This window comes from Streptomyces sp. ICC1 (assembly GCF_003287935.1).
In the GTDB taxonomy this organism is placed as follows: domain Bacteria; phylum Actinomycetota; class Actinomycetes; order Streptomycetales; family Streptomycetaceae; genus Streptomyces; species Streptomyces tritrimontium.
This window is the reverse complement of sequence record NZ_CP030287.1, coordinates 5317521-5335208: the sequence shown is the minus strand read 5'-3', so window position 1 is coordinate 5335208 and position 17688 is coordinate 5317521. Positions and strand designations below refer to the sequence as shown.

The window sequence follows — 17688 nt, the reverse complement described above, 5'->3', positions numbered from 1 at the left end:
AAGCCTCCACCACGGGGATTGCCGCCCGCAGGGCCGGGTCGGTGGCGGGGACCGATACCCTGGGGGACGACCACACGCCCCCGACCCGAGGAATCGCGACCACCGTGTTCGATACGCTTTCCGACCGCCTCAGCGCGACCTTCAAGTCCCTCCGGGGCAAAGGCCGCCTCTCCGAGCAGGACATCGACGCTGCGGCGCGGGAAATCCGTATCGCCCTCCTCGAGGCCGACGTCGCACTCCCGGTCGTCCGCTCCTTCATCGCGAACGTCAAGGAGCGCGCCCGCGGCGAAGAGGTCTCCAAGGCCCTGAACCCGGGCCAGCAGGTCCTCAAGATCGTCAACGACGAGCTGGTCTCCATCCTGGGCGGCGAGACCCGGCGGCTGCGCTTCGCCAAGACCGCGCCCACCGTGATCATGCTCGCCGGCCTCCAGGGTGCCGGTAAGACCACCCTCGCCGGAAAGCTCGGCCTGTGGCTGAAGGGGCAGGGCCACACCCCGCTCCTCGTCGCGTGCGACCTCCAGCGCCCCAACGCCGTCAACCAGCTCTCGGTCGTCGCCGAGCGCGCCGGCGTGGCCGTCTACGCGCCCTCGCCCGGCAACGGCGTCGGCGACCCGGTCCAGGTCGCCAAGGACTCCATCGAGTACGCGCGCACCAAGCAGTACGACGTCGTGGTCGTCGACACCGCCGGCCGTCTCGGCATCGACCAGGAGCTGATGCAGCAGGCCGCGGACATCCGCGACGCCGTCAGCCCCGACGAGATCCTCTTCGTCGTCGACGCCATGATCGGCCAGGACGCGGTCAACACCGCCGAGGCCTTCCGCGACGGCGTCGGCTTCGACGGCGTCGTGCTCTCCAAGCTCGACGGCGACGCCCGCGGCGGCGCCGCGCTCTCGATCGCGCACGTCACCGGCAAGCAGATCGTGTTCGCCTCGAACGGCGAGAAGCTCGACGAGTTCGACGCCTTCCACCCGGACCGCATGGCGGGCCGGATCCTCGACATGGGTGACATGCTCACCCTGATCGAGCAGGCCGAGAAGACCTTCAGCCAGGCCGAAGCCGAGAAGATGGCGGCCAAGCTGCAGAAGGGCCCCAAGGAGTTCACGCTCGACGACTTCCTGTCCCAGATGGAGCAGGTCCGCAAGATGGGCTCCATCTCCAAGCTGCTCGGCATGCTGCCCGGCATGGGGCAGATCAAGGACCAGATCAACAACATCGACGAGCGCGACGTCGACCGGACCGCCGCGATCATCAAGTCGATGACCCCGGCCGAGCGCCAGGACCCGCACCTCATCAACGGCTCGCGCCGCGCCCGCATCGCCAAGGGCTCCGGTGTCGAGGTCAGCGCCGTCAAGTCGCTCGTCGAGCGGTTCTTCGAGGCCCGCAAGATGATGTCCCGCATGGCCCAGGGCGGCGGCATGCCGGGCATGCCCGGCATCCCCGGGATGGGCGGCGGCCCCGGCCGGCAGAAGAAGCAGATCAAGCAGGCCAAGGGCAAGCGCAAGAGCGGCAACCCGATGAAGCGCAAGGAAGAAGAGGCCGCGGCCGCCGCGCGCCGCGAGGCCGGCCCGGAGGCGGTCGAGCCCGCCGCCGGCGGCAACCCGTTCGGCCTTCCGGCCGGCGGCGGCCAGGCGGGCGGGGACTTCGACCTCCCGGACGAGTTCAAGAAGTTCATGAAGTAGCCGCCGCGCGCGGCGGAGGTACGGCGAAGGGCCCCGACCGGTGTCGGGGCCCTTCGCCGTGTCCGGGCCCGTCCGGGGCGGGCCGATCCCACCGGCTCCGCACACCCGAGCGATGATCCGGTTTGTCGCTTATGGTCGGCCGGGAGGACGGCAGAAGGAGGCCACGTGCCCAGCCCCACCCCCGTACCGCCCCGCGACCGGGCCGACACGCCCTGGCGCTCCGAGGGCGCACCGCCCGCCCCGCCGCCCAAGAAGAAGATGCCGGGGGGCTGGCGCGGCCTGATCCTCACCGCCCTGATCGTCTACCTGGTGACCAACCTGGTCCTGTCCTTCTTCAACGAGGGCGACGAGCCGACCATCTCGTACACCGAGTTCAGCAAGCAGGTCGCCAACGGCAACGTCTCGAAGATCTACTCCAAGGGCGACGCCATCCAGGGGCAGCTGAAGACCGAACAGCCCAAGCCGGACGGCGGAAAGGGCGACTACACGAAATTCGTCTCCCAGCGCCCCGCCTTCGCCGACGACGACCTGTGGGCCGACCTCACCAAGCAGAACGTCGTCGTCACCGCCTCCCCGGTCGTCGAACAGCGCAGCTTCCTCGCCAACCTGCTGATCTCCCTCGCCCCGATGCTGCTCCTGGTCCTCCTGTGGGTGTTCATCGCCCGCCGGATGAGCGCCGGAATGGGCGGGGGCATGGGCGGGCTCGGCCGCAAGGCGCCGCCGAAGCCGGTGGAGCTGGAGGGCGCCAAGCGCACGACCTTCGAGGACGTGGCCGGCATCGACGAGGTCGAGGGCGAGCTCAACGACGTCGTGGACTTCCTCAAGAACCCCGACGAGTACCGCAAGATGGGCGCCCGGATGCCCGGCGGCGTGCTGCTCGCCGGCCCGCCCGGCACCGGCAAGACCCTGCTCGCGCGGGCCGTCGCGGGCGAGGCCGGAGTGCCGTTCTTCTCCGCCTCCGCCTCCGAGTTCATCGAGATGATCGTCGGTGTCGGCGCGTCCCGGGTGCGCGAGCTCTTCTCCGAGGCGCGCAAGGTGGCCCCCGCGATCGTCTTCATCGACGAGATCGACACCATCGGGCGGGCCCGCGGCGGCGGCGGGGCCATGGGCGGCCACGACGAGCGCGAGCAGACCCTCAATCAGATCCTCACCGAGATGGACGGCTTCTCCGGATCCGAGGGCGTGGTCGTCCTCGCCGCCACCAACCGGGCCGACGTCCTGGACCCGGCGCTGACCCGGCCGGGCCGCTTCGACCGCACCGTCGTCGTCTCCCCGCCCGACAAGGCCGGCCGGGAGGCCATCCTGCGCATCCACACCCGGGACATCCCGCTCGCCTCCGGCGTGGACCTGGCCCAGGTGGCCCGTACGACGCCGGGCATGACCGGAGCCGAACTGGCCAACCTGGCCAACGAGGCCGCCCTGCTCGCCGTGAAGCGCCAGCAGAAGGAGGTCACCCAGGCGGACCTGTCCGACGCGCTGGAGAAGGTCCAGCTCGGCGCGGAACGGTCGCTGGTCATGCCGGACGAGGAGCGCCGCCGCACGGCGTACCACGAGAGCGGGCACGCCCTCCTGGGGATGCTCCAGCCGGGCGCCGACCCCGTCCGCAAGATCACCATCGTGCCGCGCGGCCGGGCGCTCGGCGTCACGCTCTCCACCCCGGAATCGGACCGGTACGCGTACACCGAGGAGTACCTGCGCGGCCGCATCATCGGCGCACTGGGCGGCATGGCCGCCGAGCAGGTGGTCTACGAGGTCATCACCACGGGTGCGGAGAACGACCTGGAGCAGGTCACCAACATCGCCCGGGGCATGGTCGGCCGCTGGGGGATGAGCGCGCGCATCGGCCCGCTCACGGCGATCCCCTCGGACGGGCAGGGCCCCTACGGCCTCCTCGCGGCCCCCGCCACCCTCGACGCGGTGGACCACGAGATGCGGCGCATCGTGGACGAGTGCTACGAGAAGGCCCGCCGGCTGCTCCGCGAGAACCGCGACAAGCTGGACGCCCTCGCACAGGCCCTCATGGAGAACGAGACCCTGGACGAACCCGCCGCCTACGCGGCGGCGGGCATCCCGCGCCTGCACAAGTGACCGCGAAGCCGGGCGGGACCGGATCCCCCGGCCCCGCCCGGCCCGGCCCGCACACCTTGCGCGCGGGGGACGCCGTTACGCCGTCCGGGCGATGACGTACCGGAAGATGTTCGGCAGCCACACGGCCCCGTCACCCCGCTCGTACGGGTGAAGCGCCTCGGCCAGCTCCTTCTCCGTCAGGGCCGGGTCGGCCGCTTCGAAGGGCGCGGGGCCCGCCGCTGCGGTGGAGCCGGTGCCCGCACCGGGGTAGAGCCCGGTCGACAGCAACCCCCGTACCGCGCTGTCCACATCCGCGTAGCCGAAGGGGCAGAACACCCGCCCCGACCCGTCCGGCACCAGCCCGGCCGAGGCCACCACCGCGTCCAGGTCCCGCGCCGCCGGTCCGCCGCCCAGGACGGACGGCACCGTGCAGCGTTCCGCGGGGCCCCAGTCGGCCAGCACCACCACCCCGCCGGGCCGGCGCAGCGCCGGCAGGGCGGCCTCCAGGGCGCCCGGAGCGGGCGAGAAGGCCAGCAGCACGTCGTACGGCACCACGGGCGCCGGCGGGGCCGCCAGCACCTCCAGCAGCCGCTCACGCGCCAGTGTCCGCAGCGCCGGATCCGCCTCCACACCCGTGGCCAGGGCTCCCCGCCCCGAGGCCAGCAGGAGGGGCAGCCCGGCCCCGCAGCCGAGGCCCAGCAGCCGGTCGCCCGGCCCCATGTCCAGTCGGTCGTAGACCGCCTCGTACAGCGGTACCAGCATCCGTTCCTGGATTTCCGCCCAGTCCCGGGCGACAAGCGTCGCCGTCGGCGTCGGTGTCATCGAAAGAGCGCTCCTGATTCCGTTTCGCCCCCATGCCCCCGTTGCCAGGGAACTCCCGATTCGACCCCGCGTCCAGAGGAGCGCGCCACCCGATTCGCACCCGATTCACGCTCAGCACGCCGGGCGCCGTACCATTCGCGCCATGGCAAAGGCACCCGTTCTCACCCCCCAGGCGGAGGATTTCCCCCGCTGGTACCAGGATCTGATCAACAAGGCCGAGCTGGCCGACAACGGTCCGGTACGCGGCACCATGGTCATCCGACCGTACGGCTACGGGCTGTGGGAGCGGATGCAGCAGGAGATGGACGCGCGCATCAAGGACGCGGGCGCCCAGAACGCGTACTTCCCGCTGTTCATCCCGCAGTCGTACCTGACCCGGGAAGCGGAGCACGTCGAGGGCTTCGCCCCCGAGCTCGCCATCGTCACGCACGGCGGCGGCAAGGAGCTGGACGAGCCGGTCGTCGTCCGCCCCACCTCCGAGACGATCGTCAACGAGTACTTCTCCAAGTGGGTCCAGAGCTACCGCGACCTGCCCCTGCTGATCAACCAGTGGGCGAACGTGGTCCGCTGGGAAATGCGTCCGCGCATCTTCCTCCGTACGAGCGAGTTCCTCTGGCAGGAGGGCCACACGGCCCACGTCTCCTACGAGGACGCCCGCGACTACGCGGGCCGCATCCACCGCGACGTCTACGGCGACTTCATGACGAACGTGCTCGGCATCGACGTCGTGCTCGGCCGCAAGACCGCCAAGGAGCGCTTCGCCGGCGCCATCAACACCCTCACCCTCGAGGGCATGATGGGCGACGGCAAGGCCCTGCAGCTGGGCACGAGCCACGAGCTCGGCACCAACTTCGCCAAGGCCTTCAACACGCAGTACCTGTCGAAGGAAGGCAAGCAGGAGCTCGTCTGGCAGACCTCGTGGGGCGTCTCCACCCGCATGGTCGGCGGCCTGATCATGTCGCACGGCGACGACAACGGCCTGCGGGTCCCGCCGCGCCTCGCGCACGTCCAGGTCGTCGTCATGGCGATCAAGGGCGACGAGGCCGTGGCCAAGGTCCGCGAGCTGGGCGCCCAGCTCAAGGCCGCGGGCCTGCGCGTCTTCGTCGACGACCGGGTCGACACCCCCTTCGGCCGCCGCGCCGTGGACTGGGAGCTCAAGGGCGTACCGGTCCGCGTCGAGATCGGCCCCCGCGACCTGGAGGCCGGCACCGCGATGCTGGCCCGCCGGATCCCGGGCGGCAAGGAGGCCGTGCAGATCTCCGACCTCGCCGCCCTGCTGCCCAAGGTGCTGGAGGAGGACCAGGCGCAGCTGCTGCGCGAGTCCCGCGAGCGCCGCGAGTCCCGCACGTCCGACGTCGCGACCATCGAGGAGGCCGCCGAGGCCGCCATCGCCGGCGGCTGGGCGCGCATCCCGTGGGCCGACCTCGGCCCCGAGGGCGAGGCGAAGCTCGCCGAGCAGGCCGTCTCCGTACGCTGCCTGATCACCGAGGACGGCGGGGTCCCGGAGGCCGACGACAGCCCCGGCAACCTCGCCATCGTCGCCCGCTCGTACTAGCCGGTCCGGCTGGACCGGTCTCACGCCCCGGCGTGCGGCTCGCGCCGCGCGCCGGGGCTGTGCCGTCGTTGGCCCTCGTTACGTACCGACTCCTCCTGAGATGTGCGCACCCGTCCTCGTCGGGACGCATCAGACAGAACTGACTGGTACGTGCAAAAAATTTGGAATGGCCCGGAATCGGAACACCGGGGCACCCCGGCTCGTTGTCACGACGTGAGCACGACACCACCTGTTCTCGCCGCAGAGCTGGCGCAGGCGTGGGCCGATATTCAGCGGTACCACTCCGAGCTGCCTGACCTTGCCGCGCCCGAGTCCCTGATCGGAGAGTCCTCGTCCGCCTGCGGCGCCGAGCTCTCCTTCGAGCGACTGCTGCACGAGGCAGTCCACGGCATCGCCGCCGCCCGCGGAGTGCGTGACACCTCGCGCGCCGGCCGCTACCACAACCGCAGGTTCCTCGCGATCGCCGAGGAGATGGGCCTGGACCACGCCGACGAGCCGCATGCGAGCAGCGGTTTCTCGCTGGTCTCGCTCAACCCGGAGGCGAAGACGCGCTACCGCCCCACGATGGAGCGCCTCCAGCGAGCGCTGAAGGCCCACACGGTCGCGACGGCGGCCGACACCAAGCGCAGTTTCCGGGGTCCGGCCGCCCGGCACGGATCCTCCGGCGGAGGCGTCCGCGTCAAGGCGGTCTGCGACTGCGGGCGCAACGTGCGGGTGGTCCCGTCCGTGCTGGCCCAGGCCCCGATCGTGTGCGGCGGCTGTATGAAACCGTTCCGCATTCCCGACGTCGCGGTGTCGGCAGCCGCTTCCTGACCGGGGCGGGCGGGGCACCTCGGGCGTGTGGCACAATGGACAGCTGTACTCGACAGTCGCATAGGACCCCTCTCTCCTCCGGCTGACGCGTCCATCGGGCACCCGAGTACCGCAACCCCACGTGGCATCTCATGTGCCCAACCACGTCAAGTTCAGGAGACACCACTCCAGTGGCAGTCAAGATCAAGCTCAAGCGCCTCGGCAAGATTCGCCAGCCGCACTACCGCATCGTCGTCGCCGACGCCCGTACCCGTCGGGACGGTCGCGCGATCGAAGAGATCGGTATCTACCACCCGACGTACAACCCGTCGCGCATCGAGGTCACCGCCGAGCGTGCGCAGTACTGGCTGTCGGTCGGCGCCCAGCCCACCGAGGCTGTGCTCGCCATCCTGAAGCTCACCGGTGACTGGCAGGCGCACAAGGGCCTTCCGGCCCCCGCGCCGCTGCTGCAGCCGGCGACGAAGGAAAACAAGCGTCGCACCTTCGACGAGTTCGCCAAGGCCCTCGAGGGCATCGGCGAGGGCAAGGGCGAAGCCATCACGCAGAAGGCGAAGAAGGCCGACAAGAAGGCGGACGAGGCTGAGGCCGAGACCGCCGAGTCGACCGAGGCCTGAGCATGCTCGAGGAGGCTCTTGAGCACCTCGTGAAGGGCATCGTGGACAACCCCGACGAAGTGCAGGTCGCCTCGCGCAACCTGCGCCGCGGGCAGGTGCTGGAGGTCCGGGTCCACCCCGACGACCTCGGCAAGGTGATCGGCCGCAACGGCCGCACCGCACGTGCTCTGCGTACCGTCGTGGGCGCCATCGGCGGCCGGGGGATCCGCGTCGACCTCGTCGACGTGGACCAGGTCCGCTGAGAAGTAGTTGAGTCACCGGCACGGGCCGGGGAGGGCAATTTTGCCCGCCCCGGCCCGTCGTCGTATGAACAGGAGAGATGTGTAGTGGAGCTGGTAGTCGCGCGGATCGGCCGCGCCCACGGGATCAAGGGTGAGGTCACCGTCGAGGTGCGGACCGACGAGCCGGAGCTGCGGCTCGGACCCGGCGCCGTGCTCCGGACCGAGCCGGCGTCGGCGGGACCGCTGACGGTCGAGACGGGCCGGGTGCACAGCGGAAGGCTGATGGTGCGCTTCGCGGGGGTCAAGGACCGTACCGGCGCCGAGGCGCTGCGCAACATCCTGCTCATCGCGGACGTGGACCCGGCGGAGCTGCCGGCCGAGGACGACGAGTACTACGACCACCAGCTGATGGACCTCGACGTGGTCCTGGAGGACGGCACCGAGATCGGCCGGATCACCGAGATCTCCCACCTGCCCTCGCAGGACCTCTTCATCGTCGAGCGGCCGGACGGCACCGAGGTGATGATCCCCTTCGTCGAGGAGATCGTCGCCGAGATCGACCTCGAGGAGCAGCGCTGCGTCATCACCCCGCCGCCCGGACTGATCGACGACCGCGCCGAGGTCGCGTCCGCGCGCGACGACGAGTCCGCTGAGACGTCTGGGTCCGCTGGGACCACTGAGTCCGCTGTGTCCGCCGGGTCGTCCGAGGGTGCCGAGGCCGCCGGGGACGAAGCCTGATGCGGCTGGACGTCGTCACGATCTTCCCCGAGTACCTGGAGCCGCTCAACGTCTCCCTGGTCGGCAAGGCGAGGGCGCGCGGGCAGCTCGACGTGCACGTCCACGACCTGCGGGACTGGACGTACGACCGGCACAACACGGTGGACGACACCCCGTACGGCGGCGGCCCCGGCATGGTCATGAAGACCGAGCCCTGGGGCGAGGCCCTGGACGCGGCGCTGGCCGACGGCTACGAGGCGGGCGCGCACGGGCCCGTCCTCGTCGTCCCCACCCCCAGCGGCCGGCCGTTCACCCAGGAGCTCGCGGTCGAGCTCTCCGAGCGGCCGTGGCTGATCTTCACCCCGGCTCGGTACGAGGGCATCGACCGCCGGGTCATGGACGAGTACGCCACCCGGATCCCGGTCTACGAGGTCTCCATCGGCGACTACGTCCTGGCCGGCGGCGAGGCGGCCGTCCTGGTCGTCACCGAGGCCGTGGCCCGGCTGCTGCCCGGGGTGCTGGGCAACGCCGAATCGCACCGCGACGACTCCTTCGCGCCCGGCGACATGGCCAACCTGCTCGAGGGGCCCGTCTACACCAAGCCCCCGGAGTGGCGCGGTCGCGGCATTCCGGACGTGCTGGTCAGCGGCCACCACGGCAAGATCGCCCGGTGGCGCCGGGACGAGGCGTTCCGCCGCACGGCGGCCAACCGCCCGGATCTGATCGAGCGCTGCGAGGCCTCCGCCTTCGACAAGAAGGACCGCGAGCTGCTGAGCATCCTGGGCTGGCGCCCGACGGCCGACGGCCGATTTTGGCGTAGGCCGCAGACCGTGGAAGAATAGGCGGCTGCTGTGTGCTCGCGTGCGCCCCTGCCACAGGGGGACAGTCGCCCGCCGAGTCCCGCGGCTCCCGAATTCTCTACGGAAACCCCGCACCGGCGGCCTGTGGCGTCGTGCGAAGAAAGCAGACGAATTACATGTCTCACCTGCTCGATGGCGTCAACGCCGCCACGCTGCGCTCGGACCTCCCGGCGTTCCGCCCCGGTGACACGGTCAACGTTCACGTCCGCGTGATCGAGGGCAACCGCTCCCGTATCCAGCAGTTCAAGGGTGTCGTCATCCGCCGCCAGGGCGCCGGTGTCTCCGAGACCTTCACCGTCCGCAAGGTCTCCTTCAGCGTCGGCGTGGAGCGTACCTTCCCGGTCCACTCCCCGATCTTCGAGAAGATCGAGCTCGTCACCCGCGGTGACGTGCGTCGCGCCAAGCTGTACTTCCTCCGTGAGCTCCGCGGCAAGGCCGCGAAGATCAAGGAGAAGCGCGACCGCTGATCTGCTCTCGGGGCCCCGGGACGGGCCGGATAGGCTCGCCCCCGATGGACACCGAAGCACGTCACACGCAGCGCGGCCACTCTTCCCCCGGCGAGGGGGAGGGGCGGTCGCGTTTCGCGTTTTCCGGCGACGGCGGCGACGGCCATGGCGATGACGGCGGGCCGGCCGCGGGCAGGGCGGGATGGCTGACCTGGCGCCGGGCCGGGCTGCTGGGCGTTGCCTGCACCCTCTTCCTGCTGCTGCTCGGCAATTTCGTGCTCCAGCCCTTCCTGATCCCGAGCCGCTCGATGGAGCCGACGCTCGAGGTCGGCGACCGGCTGCTGGTCAACAAGCTGGCGTACCGTTTCGGCGACCAGCCCGAGCGCGGGGACGTCGTGGTCTTCGACGGCACCGGCTCCTTCGTGCCGCAGGGCCCGGACGGCAACCCGGTCGGCGAGGCCCTGCACGGCGCGGCCTCGGCGCTCGGCCTCGCCGACCCCTCGGACACCGACTTCGTGAAGCGGGTCGTGGGCGTGGGCGGAGACGACGTGGTGTGCGACGGGAGCGGCCGGATCAAGGTCAACGGTGTCGCGCTGGACGAGCCGTACCTCTTCCCTGGAGACTCGGGGTCGAAAGTGCCCTTCCGGGTCGTCGTGCCCCTGGGGACCCTGTGGGTCATGGGTGATCATCGTTCCCAGTCCCGGGATTCCCGGGACCACCTGGGGGAACCGGGCGGGGGGATGGTGCCGGTGGAGAAGGTGATCGGGCGGGCCGACTGGATCGGCTGGCCGGTTTCGCGCTGGGGCGCCGCCGACCCGACGGGCGGCGATCGTGGGTAGCCGGGGGCGCCGGCGGGGCGACTGGGACGAGGCCGCCGCGGACCAGGAGGACGAGCCCGTGTCCGGAGACGGGGCGCAGGAGGCCGGAGGCCGAGCCGATCGGCGCCGGCTGGCGCGCAAGGTCCGGCGCAGACGGCGTACCCGCAGGGTCGGGGAGCTGCCCCTGCTCGTGGTGGTCGCGCTGTGCATCGCGCTGATCCTCAAGACCTTCCTGGTGCAGGCGTTCTTCATCCCCTCGGGCTCCATGGAGCAGACGATCCGGATCGGCGACCGGGTCCTGGTGGACAAGCTGACCCCGTGGTTCGGCTCCAAGGTCGAGCGCGGCGAGGTCGTCGTCTTCAAGGACCCCGGAGGCTGGCTGGGCGCCGAGAGCGTCCGCCCGGCACCGGACCCGGTGGGGATCAAGCAGCTCAAGCAGGGCCTCACCTTCATCGGCCTGCTGCCCTCGGCCGACGAGCAGGACCTGATCAAGCGGGTCATCGGGGTCGGCGGGGACACCGTGAAGTGCTGCGACGCCCGGGGCCGGGTCAGCGTCAACGGATCACCGCTGGACGAGCCGTACGTGAACCCGGGGAACGTGCCTTCGGAGATCCGCTTCGAGGTGCACGTGCCCGCCGGGCGGATCTTCGTCATGGGTGACCACCGGGCGAACTCGGCCGACTCCCGCTACCACCTCGACGAGGCCTTCCAGGGCACGATCGACGAGAAGGACGTGGTCGGCCAAGCCGTCGTGATCGCATGGCCGTTCGGGCACTGGCAGCGGCTGGAACAGCCCGCCACCTTCCGGATGGTGCCCGACCAGGCGCGCGCCGGTCGCCGTGCGCCCCGTCGGCGCCGTCGGGCCGCGTCGTTCGCATAGTGTGTCCTGGGTCTCCCGCGCCTTCGGGAACTCCCGCTCGTTAGGGGAGGGGAGGGCCCGTGCCCGATTCGGCGCGGGCGGATTTGCCGGTTTCCGAGTTCTGAGTTCCGACTGAGGAGTGGATGTGGGGGATGTGGCGGTAGGCGCACGGTCCGGACGCGATGAAGGTGATGAGCGGCCGGACGACGCCGTCGAGCGCGATGCCGTCGAGCGCGATGCGAAGGACGGCGACGCGACGGACGACGGCGCGGTCAAGCGCCCGCACCGCTCGTTCTGGAAGGAGCTGCCGCTCCTGGTCGGCATCGCCCTGATCCTCGCCCTGCTGATCAAGACCTTCCTGGTGCAGGCGTTCTCGATCCCCTCCGACTCGATGCAGAACACCCTGCAGCGGGGCGACCGGGTGCTCGTGGACAAGCTGACGCCGTGGTTCGGCTCCGAGCCCGAGCGCGGGGAGGTCGTGGTCTTCCACGACCCCGCGAACTGGCTGAGCGGGGAGGCCACCCCGGAGCCCAACATCGCGCAGAAGGTCCTCAGCTTCATCGGCCTGATGCCGTCGGCCGAGGAGAAGGACCTGATCAAGCGCACGATCGCGATCGGCGGTGACACGGTCGAGTGCAAGAAGGGGGGACCGGTCGTCGTCAACGGCAAGGAGCTCGACGAGCCGTACATCTTCCCCGGCAACACTCCCTGCGACGACGTGCCCTTCGGCCCGCTGACCGTGCCCAAGGACAAGATCTGGGTGATGGGCGACCACCGGCAGAACTCGCAGGACTCCCGCTGGCACCAGCAGGACGAGACCCACGGCTTCGTGCCCGTCAGCGATGTCGTCGGGCGGGCCGTGGTCGTCGCGTGGCCGGTCACCCGCTGGTCCACGCTGCCGATCCCGGACACCTTCGACCAGCCGGGCATCGGCACGCAGTCCGCGGCCACCGCGCTCGGCCTCGGTGCCTCCGGACTGGCTCCGGTCGGGCTCGGCCCGGCCGCCCTCGGATTCGCCGGAGCGGTCCCGCTCGTGCTGTGGCGCAGGCGGAAGCTGACTGCCGGGCGTACCGGCAGGTAGGGTGCCGCCCAGGTCGACGATCTCCGAAGTGTGGGGGCGCTCCAATGGGCGGAACACGAGCAATACGAGCAGGTGACGGCCATGGCCGCGGCGGTTTCGGCAACATGTTGTCGGGAATCGCCGTGGCCATCGGCTTTGTGCTGTTCCTGGGCGGGTTCGTGTGGGGAGCCGTCGTGTACCAGCCGTACACGGTGCCGACCGACTCGATGGTGCCGACGGTGAAGCCCGGGGACCGGGTCCTGGCACAGCGGATCGACGGCGGCGAGGTGCGCCGCGGCGACGTGGTCGTCTTCAAGGACGACATGTGGAGCGATTCGCCGATGGTCAAGCGGGTCGTGGGCATCGGCGGCGACACCGTCAAGTGCTGCGGCGACGGCGGGCGGCTCACCGTGAACGGCAAGGAGCTGGACGAGCCGTACATCGAGGAGGAGAAGCTCGACGTACCGGACGCGCCCGGCGGCTCCGCCTCGCGCACGCCCTTCGAGGTGACGGTGCCCGAGGGCAACCTCTTCCTGCTGGGCGACCGGCGCGGTGCCTCGCTCGACTCCCGGGCCCACCTGCAGGAGGCCGGGCAGGGGACGGTGGCGCGGTCGGCGGTGAAGGCCCGGGTCGACGCCCTCGCGTGGCCCTCCATGTCGATGCTGGAGCGGCCGCGGACCTACGCCTCCCTGCCCGGCGGGACCTCCGAGGCAGGCCCGCTGCGACTCCAGGTGGCGGCGGTGGCGGCCGGCGTCGCCCTGGTGCTGCTCGGAGCCGCGTACGGGCCGGTCGTACGGGTTCTCGGGCGCGGGCGCAGGAGGGCGCGGGCCGGTGTCCGCTGACCTGCGGGACGGGGCCGGCGGCGGTCCGCGCAAGGTGTCGCGGGTGATCCTGCTGGACCCCGCGGACCGGATCCTGCTGCTGCACGGCTTCGAGCCCTCGGACCCGGCGGACGACTGGTGGTTCACGCCCGGCGGCGGTCTGGAGGGGGCCGAGACCCGGGAGCAGGCCGCGCTGCGCGAACTCGCCGAGGAGACCGGGATCACCGCGGTGGAGCTGGGGCCGGTGCTGTGGCACCGCTCCTGCTCGTTCCCCTTCGACGGGCGCCGCTGGGAACAGGACGAGTGGTACTTCCTGGCACGTACCACCCAGACCGCGACCGACATGGGCGGGCTCACCGAGCTGGAGCGGCGCAGCGTCTGCGGAGCGAGGTGGTGGACCTCCGAGGAACTTCTCGCGGCCCATGAGACGGTGTACCCGACCAGACTCGCAGAGCTGCTCCGCACGCTGCTCGACGACGGTCCTCCGGGTGCGCCCGTGAACCTGGCCCCGGAAATCGTTTAGGGGCGCACGGGCCTGGCGCACAATAGGGGGACGCACGGCTGAAGGGGAACATGCCATGAGTGCCGAGGACCTCGAGAAGTACGAGACCGAGATGGAGCTGAAGCTCTATCGCGAGTACCGCGACGTCGTCGGGCTGTTCAAGTATGTGATCGAGACAGAGCGCCGTTTCTACCTCACCAACGACTACGAGATGCAGGTGCACTCGGTCCAGGGGGAGGTCTTTTTCGAGGTCTCGATGGCCGACGCCTGGGTCTGGGACATGTACCGGCCCGCCCGCTTCGTCAAGCAGGTGCGGGTGCTGACCTTCAAGGACGTGAACATCGAGGAGCTCAACAAGAGCGATCTCGAGCTTCCGGGCAGCTGAGGCGGTCCTTCGCCGTGCCGCACCGCTGACGGTTCACCCGCAGGGGTGAGCGGGTTTTCCACAACGCCTTCGTTGTCCACCAAGATCCACAAGGTGGGCGGGGTTGCGGGACCGTCGGCGCTGGAGGTGGTGCCGGATGAACGCGAAGGGCGTGGCACAGCAGGCATTGGGGCGGTACGGCGAGGAACTCGCGGCGCGGCGGCTCGCCGAGGCCGGGATGACGGTGATCGCGCGGAACTGGCGGTGCCGCAGCGGGGAGATCGACATCGTCGCCCGCGACGGCGACGCCCTCGTCGTGTGCGAGGTCAAGACCCGGCGGGCGGGGGAGTTCGAGCACCCCATGGCAGCCCTGCGGCCGGGCAAGGCCGAGCGGCTGCGCCGGCTCGCCGGGCGGTGGCTCGCCGACCACGGCGGACCGCCTCCGGGCGGCGTGCGCATCGACCTCGTCGGGGTCCTGCTGCCGCGGCGCGGTGCGCCCGTGGTGGAGCACGTCAGGGGGGCCGCCTGATGGGCTTCGCGCGTGCCTGCTCGGTCGCCCTGCTCGGCGTCGACGGCGTGGTGGTGGAGGTGCAGGCCGACCTCGAACCGGGGATCGCGACCTTCGCCCTGGTGGGGCTGCCCGACAAGACCCTGATCGAGAGCCGCGACCGGGTCCGGGCGGCCGTGGTCAACTCCGGGGCGACCTGGCCCCAGAAGAAGCTCACCGTCGGCCTCAGCCCGGCCTCCGTGCCGAAGTCGGGCGCCGGCTTCGACCTGGCCGTGGCCGCCGCGGTCCTGGGCGCCGCCGAGGTGGTCGATCCCGCGGTGATCGCCGATCTCGTCCTCATCGGGGAGCTCGGCCTGGACGGCAGGGTCCGCCCCGTCCGGGGGATCCTGCCCGCCGTGCTCGCCGCCGCCGAGGCCGGATACCGGCAGGTCGTGGTCCCGCAGCAGTGCGCGGCCGAGGCCATGCTCGTTCCCGACGTCTCGGTGCTCGGCGTGCGCAGCCTGCGGCAGCTGATCGCGGTGCTGACCGGCGGGGAGGTGCCCGAGGCGGACCCGCCGGATCCGCCCGGGAGGCCCGATCCGATGCTGGCCGGGCTGGTCGTGCCGGGCGCCGGACTCGGCACGGGCGTGGCCCGCGAGGGGGACGGGCGGGACTTCCCCGACCTGGCCGACGTCGCCGGACAGCACGCCGCGCGCCGAGCGCTGGAAGTGGCCGCCGCCGGGGGCCACCACCTCTTCCTGAGCGGACCGCCGGGCGCGGGCAAGACCATGCTGGCCGAGCGGATGCCCTGGATCCTGCCCCCGCTCACCCGACAGGACTCCCTGGAGGTCACGGCCGTCCACTCGGTCGCGGGAATCCTGCCGCCGGGAGAACCGCTCGTCGCCAGGCCGCCGTACTGCGCCCCGCACCACTCGGCGACCATGCAGTCCCTCGTCGGGGGCGGCGCCGGTGTGCCCAGGCCCGGGGCGGTTTCCCTGGCCCACAAGGGGATCCTCTTCCTCGACGAGGCCGCGGAGTTCAGCACGAAGGCCCTGGACGCCCTGAGACAGCCCCTTGAGTCCGGGCACGTGGTCATCGCACGGGCCGCCGGCGTGGTACGCCTGCCGGCCAGGTTCCTGATGGTGCTCGCGGCCAACCCCTGCCCGTGCGGCCGGCACACCCTGCAGGGGGCGGGCTGCGAATGCCCGGCCTCGGTGATCCGGCGCTACCAGGCCCGGCTGTCGGGGCCGCTGCTCGACCGGGTGGACCTGCGGGTGGAGGTCGAGCCGGTCACCCGCTCCGATCTGCTGGGGCGCGGCGGCCGCGGCGAAGCCACGGCGGTGGTGGCCGACCGGGTGCGCGAAGCCCGCGACCGGGCGGTGGCGCGACTGGCCGGCACGCCGTGGCGGCTCAACTCCGAGGTGCCCGGGCACGAGCTGCGGACCCGCTGGCAGGCGGGCCCCGGGGCGCTGGCCCTGGCGGAGCGGGACCTGGAGCGCGGGCTGCTCACCGCGCGGGGGCTGGACCGGGTGCTTCGGGTCGCCTGGACGGTGGCGGACCTGCGGGGCCGCGACCGCCCCGACGCGCTGGACGTGGCCGTCGCCCTCGAGCTGCGCACCGGCATCGCCCGGGGCGCGGCGGCGGCCGTCGGACCCGGATCATGACCGGGCCCGGGCCGGCCGGGCCGGAGCCGCCGGCCGGGCCGGACGGTGCGCACCGGCCGGGCGCGAGGGCGGCCGCGGCGCAGGACGGGGAGCCGTGCGACGAGGTGCTCGCGCGGGCCGCGCTGACCCGGGTGCTGGAGCCCGGGGAGGCGCTCGGCGGGCGCTGGCTGCGCGCGTACGGGGCCGTCGGGCTGATCCGCCTGCTGACCGCGCCCGAGCCGCCGCCCGGCCTGCCGGGCGGGGCCGGCGCCGAGCGGCTGGCCGGCTACCGCAGACGGGCCGCCCTCGCCGACCCCCGGCGGGACCTGGCGGCCGCCGCCGAGACGGGCGGCCGGTTCGTCTGCCCCGGATCGGCGGAGTGGCCGACCCAGCTGGACGGCCTCGGTGACGCCCGGCCCCTCGGGCTGTGGGTGCGCGGCCGGGCGAGCCTGCGGACCTGGGCCCTGCGCTCGGTGGCCGTGGTCGGGGCCCGCGCCTGCACCCCGTACGGGGCGCACATGGCACAGTCCCTCGCCGCCGGGCTCGCCGAGCACGGCTGGGTGGTCGTCTCGGGCGGCGCCTACGGCATCGACGGCGCCGCCCACCGCGGGGCCCTCGGCGCCGGCGGGGCCACGGCCGCCGTGCTGGCCTGCGGCGTGGACGTCCCGTATCCCCGCGGGCACGCCGGACTGTTCGGCCGGATCGCCGCCCAAGGGCTGCTGCTCGGGGAGCTGCCGCCCGGCAGCCACCCCACGCCGAGCCGGTTCGTCCTGCGCAACCGCGTCATCGCCGCACTGACCCGGGGCACGGTCGTGGTGGAGGCCGCCCACCGCAGCGGCTCCCTCGTCACCGCCCGGCGGGCCCAGGCGCTCGGGAGGTGCACCATGGGCGTCCCCGGCCCGGCCACGAGCGGGCTGTCGGCCGGCGTGCACGAGCTGCTGCGCGGCGAGGCCACCTTGGTCACGGACGCGATGGAGGTCATCGAGCTGGTCGGAGCCATGGGCGAGCTGGCCCCCGAGCGGCGCGGTCCGGTGCTCGCCCGGGACCTCCTGGACCCCGCAGCCGTCCGGGTGCTCGAAGCGCTTCCGGCCGGGCGGCTCGCCGATCCGGCGGAGGTCGCCCTCGCCGCGGGCACCGGCACCGATGAAGTCATCGGCAGACTGTACGAACTTCACTCTCTGGGGTTCGTCGAACGGCAGGGCGACGGCTGGCAGTTGATCCCGCGAGCGCCTGCGGGAGGCATACAAACCGGCGTTGCCCGGCGAGGCGGTCGTTGACCTGGGGAGTTCCGGTGAAAGAGTGAAGCCGATGAGAGACGCGGTCCTCCCGGCGGCAGTCGC

18 protein-coding genes and 1 pseudogene are annotated in these 17688 nt (G+C 72.0%); 18 read left to right on the top strand and 1 reads right to left on the bottom strand.

The window, feature by feature from the left end:
* Positions 1 to 104: 104 nt before the first annotated feature.
* Positions 105 to 1679: a signal recognition particle protein gene (gene ffh / locus DRB96_RS25185; protein ID WP_112453693.1), complete on the top strand. Its 1575-nt coding sequence runs from the start codon at positions 105 to 107 to the stop codon at positions 1677 to 1679.
* A 258-nt stretch (positions 1680 to 1937) separates the two neighbouring features.
* Positions 1938 to 3767: an ATP-dependent zinc metalloprotease FtsH gene (gene ftsH, locus DRB96_RS25180; RefSeq protein WP_239516862.1), complete on the top strand. Its 1830-nt coding sequence runs from the start codon at positions 1938 to 1940 to the stop codon at positions 3765 to 3767.
* A 75-nt stretch (positions 3768 to 3842) separates the two neighbouring features.
* Here ftsH and DRB96_RS25175 read toward each other — a convergent pair whose 3' ends face one another.
* Entirely contained in the window at positions 3843 to 4568 is a 726-nt protein-coding gene (locus DRB96_RS25175) for a methyltransferase type 11 (protein ID WP_239516346.1), read from the bottom strand.
* A 142-nt stretch (positions 4569 to 4710) separates the two neighbouring features.
* Here DRB96_RS25175 and proS point away from each other — a divergent pair, with 142 nt between their 5' ends.
* The 16 genes and pseudogenes from proS to dprA all read left to right on the top strand — a co-directional run bounded on the left by proS (position 4711) and on the right by dprA (position 17625).
* The gene (gene proS, locus DRB96_RS25170) at positions 4711 to 6123 is read left to right on the top strand and encodes a proline--tRNA ligase (protein ID WP_112450511.1); all 1413 of its coding nucleotides are present in this window, start codon (positions 4711 to 4713) and stop codon (positions 6121 to 6123) included.
* A gap of 213 nt (positions 6124 to 6336) precedes the next feature.
* Entirely contained in the window at positions 6337 to 6936 is a 600-nt protein-coding gene (locus DRB96_RS25165) for a hypothetical protein (RefSeq protein WP_112450510.1), read from the top strand.
* 170 nt (positions 6937 to 7106) lie between these two features.
* Positions 7107 to 7550, top strand: coding sequence for a 30S ribosomal protein S16 (gene rpsP, locus DRB96_RS25160; RefSeq protein WP_112450509.1), 444 nt, complete (start codon positions 7107 to 7109; stop codon positions 7548 to 7550).
* Positions 7551 to 7552: 2 nt separating this feature from the next.
* On the top strand, positions 7553 to 7792 hold the full coding sequence (locus tag DRB96_RS25155; protein WP_030011889.1) for an RNA-binding protein: 240 nt from the start codon (positions 7553 to 7555) through the stop codon (positions 7790 to 7792).
* Between the two features lie 84 nt (positions 7793 to 7876).
* Entirely contained in the window at positions 7877 to 8509 is a 633-nt protein-coding gene (gene rimM / locus DRB96_RS25150) for a ribosome maturation factor RimM (protein WP_112450508.1), read from the top strand.
* Positions 8509 to 9330, top strand: a complete 822-nt coding sequence (gene trmD / locus DRB96_RS25145; RefSeq protein WP_112450507.1) for a tRNA (guanosine(37)-N1)-methyltransferase TrmD — start codon at positions 8509 to 8511, stop codon at positions 9328 to 9330. Before rimM ends, trmD begins: the two co-directional genes overlap by 1 nt.
* A 134-nt stretch (positions 9331 to 9464) precedes the next feature.
* Positions 9465 to 9815, top strand: coding sequence for a 50S ribosomal protein L19 (gene rplS / locus DRB96_RS25140; protein ID WP_112450506.1), 351 nt, complete (start codon positions 9465 to 9467; stop codon positions 9813 to 9815).
* A 44-nt stretch (positions 9816 to 9859) separates the two neighbouring features.
* Positions 9860 to 10633, top strand: coding sequence for a signal peptidase I (lepB, locus tag DRB96_RS25135; protein ID WP_112450505.1), 774 nt, complete (start codon positions 9860 to 9862; stop codon positions 10631 to 10633).
* Positions 10634 to 10691: 58 nt separating this feature from the next.
* Positions 10692 to 11657, top strand: a pseudogene (gene lepB, locus DRB96_RS25130) (signal peptidase I).
* Entirely contained in the window at positions 11626 to 12552 is a 927-nt protein-coding gene (gene lepB / locus DRB96_RS25125) for a signal peptidase I (RefSeq protein ID WP_112450504.1), read from the top strand. The pseudogene lepB (DRB96_RS25130) and the gene lepB (DRB96_RS25125) overlap by 32 nt, the downstream one beginning before the upstream one ends.
* Positions 12553 to 12596: 44 nt before the next feature.
* Positions 12597 to 13373, top strand: a complete 777-nt coding sequence (gene lepB, locus DRB96_RS25120) for a signal peptidase I (RefSeq protein WP_112450503.1) — start codon at positions 12597 to 12599, stop codon at positions 13371 to 13373.
* Positions 13363 to 13875, top strand: a complete 513-nt coding sequence (locus tag DRB96_RS25115) for an NUDIX hydrolase (protein ID WP_112450502.1) — start codon at positions 13363 to 13365, stop codon at positions 13873 to 13875. Before lepB (DRB96_RS25120) ends, DRB96_RS25115 begins: the two co-directional genes overlap by 11 nt.
* A 55-nt stretch (positions 13876 to 13930) precedes the next feature.
* Positions 13931 to 14239, top strand: a complete 309-nt coding sequence (locus DRB96_RS25110; protein ID WP_005311352.1) for a DUF2469 domain-containing protein — start codon at positions 13931 to 13933, stop codon at positions 14237 to 14239.
* A gap of 136 nt (positions 14240 to 14375) precedes the next feature.
* Positions 14376 to 14747 (top strand): YraN family protein, encoded by a 372-nt coding sequence (locus DRB96_RS25105; protein ID WP_112450501.1) that lies wholly within the window; start codon positions 14376 to 14378, stop codon positions 14745 to 14747.
* On the top strand, positions 14747 to 16369 hold the full coding sequence (locus tag DRB96_RS25100; RefSeq protein ID WP_112450500.1) for a YifB family Mg chelatase-like AAA ATPase: 1623 nt from the start codon (positions 14747 to 14749) through the stop codon (positions 16367 to 16369). The genes DRB96_RS25105 and DRB96_RS25100 overlap by 1 nt, the downstream gene beginning before the upstream one ends.
* Positions 16366 to 17625 carry a DNA-processing protein DprA gene (gene dprA, locus DRB96_RS25095; RefSeq protein ID WP_112450499.1) on the top strand — a complete coding sequence of 420 codons (1260 nt, stop codon included), beginning with the start codon at positions 16366 to 16368 and terminating at the stop codon, positions 17623 to 17625. Before DRB96_RS25100 ends, dprA begins: the two co-directional genes overlap by 4 nt.
* Positions 17626 to 17688 lie beyond the last annotated feature (63 nt).